Genomic DNA, 14,883 nt, shown 5'->3' on the forward strand with positions numbered 1-14,883 from the left:
AAAGTCATTTTATCGTAATAAACGTATTCAAGACAGAAAAAGTTAATCGATATGAAACAATTTACACGCAATACTATAAAAATGCTATGCCTAGGGATCATTTTAGGCGCAAGCAGCATCCTATCATCCGTGGCACAAACGACCGTGAACGAAAATGAAAAACTAATCCCATTCGGGGACTTTAATCGCTGGATGGTTCGCGTCATTGACGAATCGTTTGTTATTGGCGGTAACACGAAAATCCTCTACGAGGTTGCCCCGGTGGACACGATTCGAGGTGACAAGCCCTATATCGGTTCCACGGTCTCCCCGTGGAGAACTTCCAACGTGATGGCAAAAGTCAGCGGAATCACGAAATGCAGTATCTCCGTTTTCCCGGAGAAAAGAGACGACGGTTATTGCGTGCGTGTTGAAACACTCATGGAGAAATGCAAAGTGCTGGGGATCGTGAACATCACCGTCCTTGTACCGGGCACCATTTACCTGGGACAAATGCACGAACCCATCAAGGACACGAAAAACCCGCAAAGTAAACTGAATGCCGGGATTCCTTTCACGGAAACCCCGAAAGCCGTCGTGTTCGACTACAAGATGGAAACTCCCGGAACGGATCACCGGATCAAAGCAACCGGATTCAGCAAAATTGTTGACGTACCGGGACGGGATTCCGCCGAAATATATGTAATCTTTCAAAAACGCTGGGAGGACGAGAACGGCAACGTGTATGCCAAACGTATCGGCACGGCCATCGAACGCCTTTCGGAGAACACGCCCGACTGGAAAAACGGTCACCGGCTGGATGTGATTTACGGGAACCCGGCCAACCAACCCGGCTACAAATCCTACATGCAATTAATCCCTAAAGAACAATCCCTGTACTGCATCAACAGCAAAGGTAAATCCGTACCCGTGGAAGAGATCGGTTGGGGGGATGCCGATGACAAACCCACGCATCTATTCTTACGTGTATCTTCCAGTTACGGGGAAGCTTACATCGGCACGGTTGGAAATAAACTTTGGATAGACAACGTTCGGTTGGCCTATTAAAATAACTTTAACCGAGTTCCATCCCAAGTCTTACTGAATTAATACTAATTATTGTTACCAACTTCCTATCATATTCCCATCACATTGCGAGCCGCTCCCATTCCGCTCCCATTCTCTTCCTATTCCCCTCCCATTACAATAGCAAAAAATAGACATTAATTAATATCTGGAATGATTCGGTTACATTTTTGATAGCAATATAATCACAAGATAATAGCTACCACTGATAGGAACTCCTATAAAACACCTTTTGACAGGAGTATTAATTGGATATATCCCATAAAATAAATGGAAATGTAAATCGCCATAAAAGTTTTTTTCAAAAAAATCACTTTTTGTCTCCATCTAAATCCTGATGAGCGTGTTTCTTATATGAAAATAGACGTGTGGCTGGATAAACGGTTGGAAAAGAAATAAACCAATACTTATTCATACAACAACAAATATTTAAATGACATCCTTCACCCTAACAAGTAGATGAATTGTAATAGGTATAGGACAACTCATAATACTTATGAAGCATCCACAAGATAGGAGAAAGGAAATATAAAATTAGAGATACAAATCGTTGTATCCATACAAACAAAAAAGAACGGTTTATGAAACCGGTAATTCAATTTAATAACTAAAATCAATTACAATGAAAGAAAATCAATTTGAAGTCATCGTTCCAGCTTACGATGCATTAGAGTCGGAACTTGAAGACATTCTGGGAGGAGGGTGTTTGATACAAAGGTGTAATCCAAATATCGACTGTAAACCAAATTACGATAACGGCGGTGGTGATGGAAACTGTACCGAAGAGGGAAATATTCCTACTGATCAGAAACCGTGTTGTCCTGGATTAATAGCAGTCATCATTAAAGAGAGGAAAAGATGTTTTCCTGCAGCAATGTGATTTTAATCTATTTGACTAAGGGTTATTACGAACCCTTAGTCAAGTTTTCCCCAAAATATAACTATGAAATGGTCAAAATATAATTATATACTGAATTGTAAACATGGAGTCTTTGTTTATAACTCAACCACGAATTCATTTTTAAAAATAAGCAAGACCCTACTAGATTCCTTAAAAAATATCAAGGACTGGGATTTAGAAATAGACGAACTAGATGAAGATATAAAAAAAATTCTAGTTGCGCATAACATTGTTGTTTCCAATGATTTTGACAACAAATACCTAACTAAACTTAAGTTTATACACAGAAGATCAGCTTTTGCAAATTCTCAGCTCTCCCTCACAATCGCAACAACAACCGATTGTAATTTCAAGTGTCCATATTGTTATGAAGAAGGAATCTCTCATACTAAAATGGATGAAGAAACGGAAACGGCAATAATTGATTATATCAATACAATAAAACCCAAGAGCTTATATATCACATGGTATGGTGGAGAACCTTTAATGAATTTCAAAACCATAGAACGATTGATGAAGAATATAAATGAACTGAGTTATATTGAAGAAGTAAAATACGATATGGTTACAAACGGTTCTTTATTGACAGAAAAGGTAGGTTCGTATTTTATCGAGAAAAAATTAAAGAATGTACAAATAACCATAGACGGACTTGAAGAAAATCATAATCGTACCAGAATAACAAAAAACGGTAAATCTTCCTATCGTATTATTCTAAGTAACCTTGATAAAGCTTTAGAAATACTTCCCGATTGTCATTTTTCTGTAAGAGTTAATATAGGCCTAAATAATAGAGCTGATTATCCTATTTTATATCGTGAACTTCGAGAGAAATATAAGGATAAAACGAACTTTTCAATTTACTTTAGCTTTGTAGAAGATTATAGTATGTGTGGAGGTGCGAGTTGTCTCGATTCTAAAAAAAGAATAGATTTCTTACGCTACTTACAAGATGTACATCATATTGCGGAAGAGGTATATCCAAAACATCGACAATGTTTATGTACCGCAACCTCTATTAATAGTTTTGTTATAGCCCCGAACGGAGATTTATATAAATGCTGGAATGAAATCGGACGTAAAGATTATATTGTTGGGAATATCAAGAATAAAAAAATGATCTCTAATTATGATCTAATCTGTGACTATTCGATCAATTATAATAAATTCAATGACCCAAAATGTCTAGCTTGCTTTTTACTACCGGTTTGTATCGGAGGTTGTCCGAGCAATAGAAATAGTAACCTAACGAGAAACACAAATCTCGAAATATGTCCTTATAATTTTGAACATATTGATCTTGCGTTGGAATTAATGTATGAAAGGGTATTAGCCACAACAAAAAAATACCTTTCAAAACACAATATTCAGTCATAAAATATATACACTATTCCCTACTAAAACCCCAAAAATGAAAACACTCATATTCATATTTTTCCTATCGTTTCCTTGTATATTATGGGGACAACAACCCAATCGGATAAAAGGTAGTCTAATAGATTCCTGTCATAATCCGGTGAAGGGAGCTTCAATCGTATTAATGAATCGGGCTGATTCCTCGCAAATCACATGGATGGTGTGTAAAGAAAACATTTTCGAATTGGAATACAAAGATACGGGGAAACCACTGCTGCTCCACGTGTCGGCTATTGGTTACGCGGGCAAATACATCAAAATAGATCCCACTCACCTTAACTTAGGCGAAATCGTGATGATGCCTTGGGCTTTGAACATTGATGAGGTGACGATTTCTGTAAAAAAGCCCATCGTTCATAACGTGGAACGCGGCAGGGATCAATACACGATTCCCGAATGGATGGGGCTGCAAGCTTATAACTTATCCTCGTTACTATCGCTTATTCCGGGACTTATATTAAATAACGAAAATATTGAAATTGCCGGAATCGGTAAACCTATTTACATTCTTAACGGGACGAATCCTCGCATGGGAGAGTTGGAAAATCTCAATCCCAGAGACATCGAAAAAGTGACCATTGCCCGGATGCCTTCCAGTAAGTTCGGACCAAACGCCGTCGGAATTATTTATATCGAAACTAAAAAACAGTGGCATGACTATACGAGAATCCGCTTGAAAAACCAGTTTAAATACACGAACGTGACAAATAACCAATCGTCATTGTTTTTCAGTTACAAGAAAAACAAACTATCCCATTACCTTGGCTATAGTTTTGATTACGACCCCGAAAAATATGATTTACGTTATGGCTATGAAACAAACATTCCTGAAGAAGATATTCATTACAGTATGTTCACTTCAACTGACATGTATGAAAAGGGTAAAAATCACAATTTGACATACAGCACGAAATATCAAATCAATGCCAACAGCTTTGTTGACTTACTATATTACTTTAGCATGAAAAACATACTAGCCGATAATTTAGCCCATACTGATTTTTTTGATGAAGATCAACCGGACCTTTCAAGTCATACTCTTACAGATATGAAATACAAACTACATTTGGCCAACATCAGATATGACAACACGTTTGATGGAAAAGATCGATTGACTTTTTCCATAAGTTGCATGCTAGTAGATGACAAGCGGGATGAAGCCCTCAAGGAAGAAGCACTACAAACAGAAAGTACCCGTATGGCCTATAACCAAGCGTACAAAAATAAGGATGTGGGACTTTCACTCGACTACACGCACACCTTTGAAGGGTTAGATATTGAAACCGGAGTATCTTACGGTAAACTTTGGACTCAAAGCGATATGAATTATTATACCGAAAATAACTCACAAAAGAGCACGAGTCGTACCGAAAATACAACAGCCTATCTGAACATCGATCATGCTATTGGTAAATTTCATTACCAAATCGGATTGCGAGGTGAATACGAATACCGTCACGCAGAAAATGACAGTTATAAAAAGAATCACTCGTTTTATTTTTTGCCCTCAGCGGGAATGTCATATCGAGTCAATGATGACTTGAATTTCATGTTGTATTATCGTAGAATCACGACTCAACCAACCGAAAGGCAATTAAACACGAACGTGTCATACATGAATAGCTATCTATACTTTACCGGTAACCCGTTATTAAAACCCACCGTGTCTCATACCTTCATGACCCGTTGGGCTTTCCCTTGTCATTTATCGCTGACATGCAATTATTCCTATGATAAAAACAGTATATTTCAACTCACCGTGAACGACAAGGATGACCCGAATATTCTTGTCGATACTTACGAGAATCTGAAAAAATCGCAAGAATTAAACCTGACCCTCGCCTGGGATCGGACATTCCGGTTTTATTATCTCAATCTAAATGCCAGTTATTCTCAATCGTTTGCCAAAGTACCGTTTGTTAATCAAGAAGTCAAGTATAGTAAACCGGCGTATTCGTTCTACGCAATGCATTCCATTACCCTGTACGAGGATATCAAATTAAACATTCTAGGTAGTTACACAACTACCCGTGAATATGCCACTACCTATTCCAAAGAGAGTTATTCAGCGAGTGTTCAACTTCAAATGCTACTACTGAAAAAGCGATTGAACGTGTTGATAGCAGGAAATAGTCTGTTAAATGCGGGTAACATATATCAAGAGACCAGGTATAAACACACACTAATGATTAACAAGAGCAACTTCCATCGTTGCGGTATCACTATTGGAATCACCTACAATTTTAACAACTATATAGACGAGGAAAAAAGAAAAGAATCGGAAATAATTAAAAGAGCACTATAAAAATGAAATCACTCATATCAATATTTTTTCTGTTATTCCCTTGTATTCTATGGGGACAACAATCCAATCGGATAAAAGGTAGTCTGGTAGATACCTGTCATAATCCAGTGAAGGATGCTTCAATCGTATTAATGAATCAAGCTGATTCCTCGCAGATCACATGGATAGTATGTAAAGAGCACATGTTTGAATTGAAATACAAAGATACGGGAAAACCACTGCTGCTCCACGTGTCGGCTATTGGTTACGCGGGCAAATACATCAAGATAGATCCCACTCACCTCGACTTAGGCGAAATCGTGATGAAACCTTGGACTCTGAACATTGACGAGGTGACAGTTTCTGTAAAAAAGCCCATCGTTCATAAAGTGGAACGCGGCAGGGATCAATACATGATTCCCGAATGGATGGGGATGCAAGCTTATGACTTATCCTCGTTACTGGCACTTGTTCCAGGACTTATATTAAAAAATGATGACATCGAAATAGCCGGTATAGGTAAACCTGTTTACATTCTTAACGGATTGAATCCTCAGATGGGTGAGTTGGAAAGTTTAAATCCCAGAGATATCGAAAAAGTGACCATTGCCCGGATGCCTTCCGGCAAATTTGGACCGACTGCTGTTGGAATTATTTATATTGAAACGAAAAAACAGTGGTTTGACTATATGAGAGTCCGCTTGAAAAACCAATTTAAATACACGAATGTAACAAATAACGAATCATCACTATCTTGCAATTACAAGAAAAACAAACTATCCCATTATGTCGGCTACAGTTTTAGTTACGAACCATTAAAATATGATTTACGTTATGGCTATGAAACAATCATCCCGGAAGAAGATATTCATTACAATATGTCTACTTCAACAGACATGTATGAGAAAAACAAAAAACATCGTTTTATATACAGCACGAAATACCAAATTAATACTAGCAGTTTTGTCGATTTACAATATTATTTTAGCATGGAAAATATATTAGCTAATAATTTGGTTTATACTGCTTTTTTCAATGAAGATCAACCTGACCTTTCAAGTCGTACTCTTACAGATATGAAAGGCCATCAACATTTGGCTAACATCAGATATGATAATATGTTTGACGAAAGAAAACGATTGACTTTTTCCATCGGTTGCTTGTTAATCGACGATAAACGGGATGAAGAACTTAAGGAAGAAGTACAACAACCAGAAAGTACTCACATGGCCTATCGCCAAGCTTACAAGAACAAGGTGTTGAGTTCTTCCTTGGATTACACGCATGCTTTCGGAGAATTAGAAATCGAGACAGGAGTATCCTACGGTAAACTTTGGACCTGGAGTAAAATGGACTATGATACCGGAGAAAACACGCCAGAAAGCACGAGCCGCAACGAAAGTGCGACAGTCTATCTAAATCTCGACCATGCTATCGGTAAATTTCATTACCAAATCGGGTTACGAGGCGAGTACGAATACCGACACGAGGAAAACGAAAACTACAAGAAAAAGCATTCATTTTATTTTTTGCCCTCTGCGGGAATGTCATATCGAGTCGATGATGACTTGAACTTCATGCTGTATTATTATAGAACGACCACACAGCCAAGCGTAAAAGAATTAAACACGAACGTGTCATACATGAATAAATACGTCTACTTCACGGGGAACCCGTTATTAAAACCGACCGTGTCTCATTCCTTCATGACCCGCTGGGTCTTTCCTTACCATTTATCACTTACCTGCAATTATTCCTACAATAAAAACGGTATTTTCCAACTCACTGTAAACGATAAAGACGACCCGAATATCCTTGTTAATACTTACGAGAATCTAAAGAAATCGCAAGGGTTAAGTCTGACCCTCGCCTGGGACCGGACGTTCCGGTTTTATTATCTCAACTTGAATGCCGGTTATTTTCAATCGTTTGCCAAAGTACCGTTTGTGGATCAAAAAGTCAAGTACAGTAAACCGGGGTATTCGTTCTACGCGATGAATTCTATTACCCTGTACGAGGATATCAAATTAAACATCATAGGTAATTACACTACCGCTTGTGAGTCTGTCACAAGTTATTCGGAAGAAGCTTATTCTGCAACCGTTCAACTTCAAATGTTGTTATTGAAGAAGCGATTGAACGTGTTGATAGCAGGGAATAGCCTGCTAAACTCTGGTGCCCAATATCAAGAGAGTAGATATAAACACACGCTATCCATTGATAACAGCAACTTTCACCCTCGCGGTATTACAATCGGAGTCACCTACAATTTTAACAACTATATAGATAAGGAAAAAAGGGAAGAATCGGAAATAATCAAAAGAGCATTATAAACAATGACGACGAGAAGGATTCCATCGGTTTTACAGCATGACGCCATGGATTGCGGGGTGGCTTGCATATCCATGATATGCGAGTGGTACGGCATTTACGCACCTATCCCCGATCTAAAAAAGAGTTGTGTGCCCACGAAAGAAGGTGTTTCACTGAAACGCATTTCCACCACGCTGGAAGAATTAGGATTCAATGTCGTGGGTGGTCGTGCTACCACTAAATTACTCGTTGAAAAAGCTGTTCTACCGGTGATTCTTCATTGGAGCCAAAACCATTTTGTCGTTCTCTTCAAAATTACCAACAAGCATAGGAAATACGTCTTTCATGTATCGGATCCCGCAGTTGGTGTAATAACGTACACGCAAGAAGAGTTCGAGAAAAAATGGATCAGTACCCGGACTCATGATGAAGATAAAGGGATCGCTCTATTCATCTATAACAACCAAAATGTATGGGGTAAACAATCATTCCAGAAATCAACAAAAAAATACAGGCCCGCAGTGGTACAACTGATGCCTTATTTCGGCAGGTACAAATATTTCTTCCTGCTGTTAGTATGCGGTTATATCATTATAAGCTTGCTTCAATTAATCCTGCCATACCTGACACAATCCATCGTAGACGTGGGTATTGCAAACAAAGACCTAAGTATTATCACACTCATACTTATCGCACAACTCATGCTGTTGATCGGGGCTACCTCCGTGAGGATGGTGAATAATTGGATAACCCTCCATATCAGCACGCGAGTGAGTATCTCGTTAATATCCGATTTTCTCATACGGCTGGTAAAATCACCCATGGAATTCTTTGATCACAAAAAAATAGGTGATACCGTGCAACGGATCGGAGACCACGACCGGATAGAAAATTTTATAACGACACAATCCCTATCTCTTCTTTATTCCATAATCACGTTGGTCGTGTTCAGCATCGTGATGCTTACCTACAACGTGAAGATATTCATTGTCTTTCTGGCGTTCAGTACCGTGTATTTCGTCTGGCTCCTGATTTTCATGAAAAAGAGGAAGGTACTGGATTACAAATTCTTCGGGATCAGTTCCGCAAGCCAAGGTGCTACATATCAATTAATCAGTGGCATACAAGAGGCAAAACTACAGAACAATACCCAGGAACAACGTTGGAAATGGGAGGATATACGCGTAGACCTGTTCGATGCCAATATCGAACAACTCAAACTGTCGCAAAAGCAACAAATAGGAAGTACATTCATAAATGAATCAAAAAATATAGTAATAACCATTATTGCCGCTTCACTAGTCATAAACGGAAGCATCACGTTAGGTATGATGCTGGCCATACAATACATTATCGGACAATTATCCGTACCCGTGATACAAATCGCAAATTATATCTATAATATTCAAGATGTCAAGATCAGCCTGGAACGTATCAACGAGATAAAAAATCAAAAAGATGAAAATGCAGACCGGCACAATTCACTAAACATCACCGATAATTCGATTAAAATAAAAAATCTTTCTTTCAGATATGAGGGCTCTAGCGTAGACGTGCTTAAAAACATAAACCTGACCGTTGACAACAATGAAACTGTCGCAATCGTGGGAAGTAGCGGGAGTGGTAAAACCACGTTATTAAAACTGATTCTTCAATATTACCTTCCTCAAAACGGGTGTATTGAAATGGGAGGTACTGATTTGCGGGATGTTAACGTTCAATCTCTCTGGGACCGGTGCGGGGTTGTCATGCAGGACGGGTACATTTTTTCAGACACGATAGCCAAGAATATTGCGACCTCCACGGATGAAATAGATCTTTCCCGGTTAAAATACGCGGCCGACATGGCAAGATTGTCCCCTTTTATCGAATCGCTACCCTTGAAATACAATACCATTGTAGGCGATGATGGACGAAGTCTTAGTAGCGGGCAAAGGCAAAGATTATTAATAGCCCGAGCTATTTACAAAAATGCAGATTTCCTTTTTTTTGACGAGGCGACTAACGCACTAGACGCAACGAATGAAAAATTCATTCTACAAAATATTAATCAATTCATTCATAATAAAACGGCTCTAATTATCGCCCACCGTCTTAGTACGGTAAAACATGCTGACAAAATTGTCGTGCTGGAAGACGGCTATGTTGCGGAATCCGGTACTCATGATGAACTAATTAGTAATAAAAGCTATTATTACAACCTCGTAAAAAATCAACTTGAATTGAATAATTAAGTACCATGCAAAAAGAAAACATTGAATTAAGAAGTCCCAAAGTACAAAACGTTATCGGAAAAATGCCACGACGTTTAGTTCTTTCAGCAATATTGATCTACGTCATTGTGTTTCTGTTAGTTCTACTTGTCATATATTTCCTTGATTTAGAAAGTGCAAACATATTATCACGCTTGTTAAAACAGATCGTATGAGAACTTCCAAGGACACGAAAATCAACAACAAGATCGAACTATTCATGCTCAAAGCCCTGGGGTATATCGTGCTATTACTAATCCTCTATAAAACTATTATAGTTTTTAGTCAGGAAAATCTAATACTCGTTCTCTACTGCATACTGTACGGTAGCGGTTTATTTTTTAGCATACTTCTTCTTCTTGAAACGTACGGTTTTCAATTCAAGATAATAAACAGGTTTTGCAGTAATAAATCCGGATCAAACGGTTGTTCTCCCGTGGTTCTATCCAAGGGAGCAACCATTATCGGAGAAATATCATGGAGTGATATAGGCATCGTGTATTTTTTGTCCATGTATATCATATCCCTCCTGTTTTCTTATGAAAGCAATAACCTTGCATTGATTATTTCTTCTTTTATCGCTTTCCCGTATACCATTTTTTCCGTGTATTACCAATGGAAAATCGCTAAATCATGGTGTAGAATGTGTTTGATGGTTCAATTCATACTGATTGTATTATTTATTTTGTCCATAATCGTTTTATCGGGACATAATCATACCTATAAGTTAACTGATTTATTCTCCATGACAATTGTCGTGTTATTGACTGTGACAACTTACTTCTCGGCAAAATATATATTGAAAACATTCATTAGCAAAAAAGCAACTGTTGAACAATATAGATTATTTAAATTCGAAAACTTGAAGCATACTCTTTTCCTATTCGAACCACTAGAGCCTATTGAAGAAGTGGCAAGTGTTATCTACAACAAAACAGCACCTGATAAAATTACCATCATATTTCGATTTGATTGTACACCTTGTTTATATCATTTAGAAGAGATTATTGAAACAATACATGCAAAAATGGATATAGCAATTGAATTTGTCTTCATTTCGTGGCGAACAACCCTGAGAAAAGATTTACCCATGATATTGCACTTCACAATGTTATATCTTATTAATCCCAATAAATTCCTTGATGAATTATCCCAATATATTTCAGACTATCCTCAAATTGATAAATATTTATCCCCCACCCCGGAGATTGACGAGCGAGCTAAAACCATAATTAAATCACACGTCGCCTGGGGTGCTAAAAACAAAATAAACCAGACACCAACTTATTTAATTAACAACAGAATGGTTAATCATCATTATAAGTTTAACGAATTGGTAAGTATTTTAGAGGCAAATATGATAGAACGAAAAACAAATTCCCTACTCTAGCAAGACAAAAGTTTTTTTACACATTTCTCTATCTATTTTAGGTTGAGATTTTATTTCCATAAGAGTTTTTTTGTTAAAAATCACTATTTTTGCACCATAAAAGAAATATTTGAAACCAGCCAAAGGTAGACTCTGCGGCCTATCCTAGCAATAGGAGAATGCCTCTTATCTTCATGGCTAATTTTAAACAAATAATTATGATAAATTATTTTACAATAAGGATTAGATTACTGGTCGCGATACTCGCTGCGACTCTTCCTCTTTCCGTCGCGAAAGCGGATGGTAACGATAAAGTGAAGTCAAATTCGCAAGGTTGGTATGTCGGCATCAAAGGCGGAGTGCCCTTCGGCTTCTCTACGTTTTCAAGTTTTGGACACGATAAAACACGTCTTGGTTGGGCTGCCGGTATATATGGAGGCTACCGTTTCAATCCGATATTCTCGGCAGAGCTGTCCGCCAAATATGGAAAGATGAGTTTGTCGGCACACGACTGCTGCGTGGAGCAAAACTATTGGTTGGGTTCCAATGGCGTATTATACAAGGCCGGAGTCTTGGGCATGGATAGTTGGGAATATTCCAATCTGAAAAGCCATGTCACCCTGGGAGAATATGGTGCCAGTGTGAATGTCAATCTCTTGGGATTATTCGCAAACACAGCCAATAGCCGTTGGGAAGTAGCCGTGTCCCCTCATATATCCGCGGTGACAACGAAAGCTGATATGCAGACCATAGCCGACGGTGCGGACGTGATGAAAGGCTCCACCAACTGGCATTTCGGTTACGGGGCAGATTTGCAGGTTGGCTACCAACTGAACTCATTTCTGAAAGTCGGTGTTTATTCCGGATGGACAGGTCTCACGGGAAGTCGAATGGATGGAATGCCCAAACATCTGCATAAGAATAACTTCGTTTGGGAAAGTGGTATCAGGTTAGGCTTCAATCTATCAAAAAAGAAAAAGAACAAGGTCATAGAGGTCGCTCCAACTCCACAAACCGAGATTCAACAAAAGGAGGAAAGTCCCAAGGAGAATACAATCCAACCGGAGCCCGTAAGCAAAGCGGAAGCGAAGGTCACGACACAAGACACGGTTGAGCAGACAAAGGTCACCTTCCCTAACATATATTTCTCATTCAACAGCATAGACATCAGAAAGAGTGAAGAAGTAAAGCTGAACGAAATTCTAAACACGTTGAAAACAAACCCGGAGGTAAAGGTTACGGTGACAGGTTGGTGTGATACCCAAGGCGACGTTGCTGTCAACAAACGTGTATCCAAACAGCGTGCAGAGGCGGTAAAGGCTTGGCTTGTGAAGAAAGGCATTGAAGCAAGTCGCATCCAGACCGTGGGTAAGGGAAGCGATGATACTCAAAACGCGGAAAATGCTCGCCGAGTGGAGACAACAGATAATCGTAATCAGTAAGCCATAAAACAAGATAAAATGAAAGCAAAAAGTAAATGTAATATTTGGTTCTGGGTACTGCTATGCGTCCCATGCCTATTGACAAGTTGCGAGCATGAGGTCCATGATGGCAAGGAAGAGGGAGGATTGTCCGTGTCACTCACTTGGCAAGACAAGACCGACCAGGGTACGGAAGTAAAGGATGTGAAACTCTGGCTATTCAACGCCGACGATAGTTTGCTCGTGGAAGAGATGCATTATGGCAGTGCCGAAGAGGTGGCAAACCAACGTTTCCAACTCCCGGAAGGCAACTATCGTATCTTGGCAACAATCAACCTCACGGAGCCTTTCTTTATCAACGAGGCGACAAGGGCCTTGGCTGATTGGAACAATATCATGATCGGGCTGACCCATCCGAAGGATGTGAAGGAGAATGCCTATTTCGGAGTGACCGATGTGAGGATAGATACCAAGGAAGGGAACTACGTGGTACAGAATCCGATAAAGAGCGTGCTTGCCGAGCTGACCATCATTATCGAAAATGTACCGAAGGGAACGGAGATGAGTGGCAAGGCATTGGATGCAGCCCAATGCCTGTTCCCCACGCGGAAGGATGGCGACGGTGACTATGGCTTGCCGGGCACGGATCTCGTGGAAGTGAAACTCCCTACCATCTTGGCCACGGAGAACACCCTGCAATCGGAAGTCATTCGACTCATGCCGACAACGCCGATTAGTGCAGCTTCTCATATCTATCTCCGCCTTCTGCTCCCGAACGAGGTGGTGCAAGAGTATGACATCACCGCTCCCGCGATGAAGGCAGGAGGCAAGTATGAGTTACGGTTCAAGCACAACGAGATGCAGCCTAAGATGAATCTTGATGCAACCATCAATAATTGGAAAGACCTCAACAAAGACGAAGTAGAAATAAAATAACAATAACTTTTAAAATGTTTGTAATATGAAAAAGATAGTAACGTTTTTCGCCCTTGCACTCTTGGCTGGTGTAATGGTATCATGTAACAACGAAAACTCGCCGATGGCACAGGATGAAAAGGTAGCCGTACAGTTTACTGGCGGCATTAACGTAAGCACTCGTGCTGCTGGAGTAGCTTGGGCTGATGGTGACAAGATTGGTATTTTCATGACAGCAGCGAAAGAGACCCTTTCTGCCAATAGTATCAAAGAAGGCGTTGACAATGTGGCTTACGAGACAAACGGAGGTATTTCTTTCTCACCGATTTCAGGTGGTAAGACCATTTACTACCCCATTGATGGAGACGTGGATTTCTATGCTTACTATCCACAAACTACAGTCAATGACTACAAGGTGGCACTCAATGTAGCTGACCAAAGCAAGCAGGAAGCTATCGACTTCATGTATGCCAAAACTACCGGGTGCAACAAAGCCATTCCACAAGTAGAATTGAAGTTCTCCCACCAGTTGAGTTGGTTAGTACTGAATGTTCAAGCCGGGAACGGTTTGACTGAAGATGATCTGGAAAATTTGAAGGTCACCATTGAAGACCAAAACACAACAGCTACATTCAATCTTGTTGATGGTACGATCTCGGATGAAGGAAATCCTAACAACATCACGATGAAGACGGTTGAGGCCGGTAAAGTATACGAGGCCATCCTGCTTCCAACAACATCGAAGACCAGAAAGATCGTGTTCGATCTTAACACTGGATATGACGCTCCTTTTGTTTGGACCATGGAGTCCGACCTTAAGGGAGGTAACAGATACAACTATACCACGGTGAAGCTGACGCGAACCAGCGTGGATATTATGGGTACCATCGAAAGTTGGAACGAGGTGAAGAATATCAATGAAAATGTCGCGTTATAATAACTTCAAA

At 39.6% G+C, this 14,883-nt stretch carries 10 protein-coding genes and 1 pseudogene; all 11 read left to right on the top strand.

The annotated features are described in order from the left end of the window. Window positions 1-51 precede the first annotated feature (51 nt). The 11 genes and pseudogenes from D8S85_RS04980 to D8S85_RS05025 all read left to right on the top strand — a co-directional run bounded on the left by D8S85_RS04980 (window position 52) and on the right by D8S85_RS05025 (window position 14,873). Entirely contained in the window at window positions 52-1,047 is a 996-nt protein-coding gene (locus D8S85_RS04980) for a PCMD domain-containing protein (RefSeq protein WP_106479840.1), read from the top strand. Window positions 1,048-1,687: 640 nt separating this feature from the next. After that, window positions 1,688-1,945 carry a hypothetical protein gene (locus D8S85_RS04985; protein WP_106479841.1) on the top strand — a complete coding sequence of 86 codons (258 nt, stop codon included), beginning with the start codon at window positions 1,688-1,690 and terminating at the stop codon, window positions 1,943-1,945. Between the two features lie 63 nt (window positions 1,946-2,008). Continuing rightward, complete coding sequence (locus D8S85_RS04990) at window positions 2,009-3,343, top strand: radical SAM/SPASM domain-containing protein (RefSeq protein WP_106479842.1); 1,335 nt, start codon at window positions 2,009-2,011, stop codon at window positions 3,341-3,343. A 34-nt stretch (window positions 3,344-3,377) separates the two neighbouring features. Then, complete coding sequence (locus D8S85_RS04995; RefSeq protein ID WP_127074873.1) at window positions 3,378-5,687, top strand: outer membrane beta-barrel family protein; 2,310 nt, start codon at window positions 3,378-3,380, stop codon at window positions 5,685-5,687. Window positions 5,688-5,689: 2 nt separating this feature from the next. After that, window positions 5,690-7,999, top strand: a complete 2,310-nt coding sequence (locus D8S85_RS05000; protein WP_106479844.1) for an outer membrane beta-barrel family protein — start codon at window positions 5,690-5,692, stop codon at window positions 7,997-7,999. 3 nt (window positions 8,000-8,002) lie between these two features. After that, window positions 8,003-10,213: a peptidase domain-containing ABC transporter gene (locus D8S85_RS05005; protein ID WP_106479845.1), complete on the top strand. Its 2,211-nt coding sequence runs from the start codon at window positions 8,003-8,005 to the stop codon at window positions 10,211-10,213. A gap of 238 nt (window positions 10,214-10,451) precedes the next feature. After that, window positions 10,452-10,865, top strand: a pseudogene (locus tag D8S85_RS22215) (vitamin K epoxide reductase family protein); the annotation flags it as partial. 9 nt (window positions 10,866-10,874) lie between these two features. Next, window positions 10,875-11,621, top strand: coding sequence for a DsbA family protein (locus tag D8S85_RS21825; protein ID WP_240648888.1), 747 nt, complete (start codon window positions 10,875-10,877; stop codon window positions 11,619-11,621). 197 nt (window positions 11,622-11,818) lie between these two features. Further along, window positions 11,819-13,042 (top strand): OmpA family protein, encoded by a 1,224-nt coding sequence (locus D8S85_RS05015; RefSeq protein WP_158641505.1) that lies wholly within the window; start codon window positions 11,819-11,821, stop codon window positions 13,040-13,042. An 18-nt stretch (window positions 13,043-13,060) separates the two neighbouring features. Then, window positions 13,061-13,957, top strand: coding sequence for a FimB/Mfa2 family fimbrial subunit (locus D8S85_RS05020; RefSeq protein WP_106479849.1), 897 nt, complete (start codon window positions 13,061-13,063; stop codon window positions 13,955-13,957). A gap of 25 nt (window positions 13,958-13,982) precedes the next feature. Continuing rightward, window positions 13,983-14,873, top strand: a complete 891-nt coding sequence (locus D8S85_RS05025; protein ID WP_127074875.1) for a fimbrillin family protein — start codon at window positions 13,983-13,985, stop codon at window positions 14,871-14,873. The last annotated feature ends 10 nt before the right edge of the window (window positions 14,874-14,883 follow it).

This window comes from Butyricimonas faecalis (assembly GCF_003991565.1).
GTDB classification, from domain to species: domain Bacteria; phylum Bacteroidota; class Bacteroidia; order Bacteroidales; family Marinifilaceae; genus Butyricimonas; species Butyricimonas faecalis.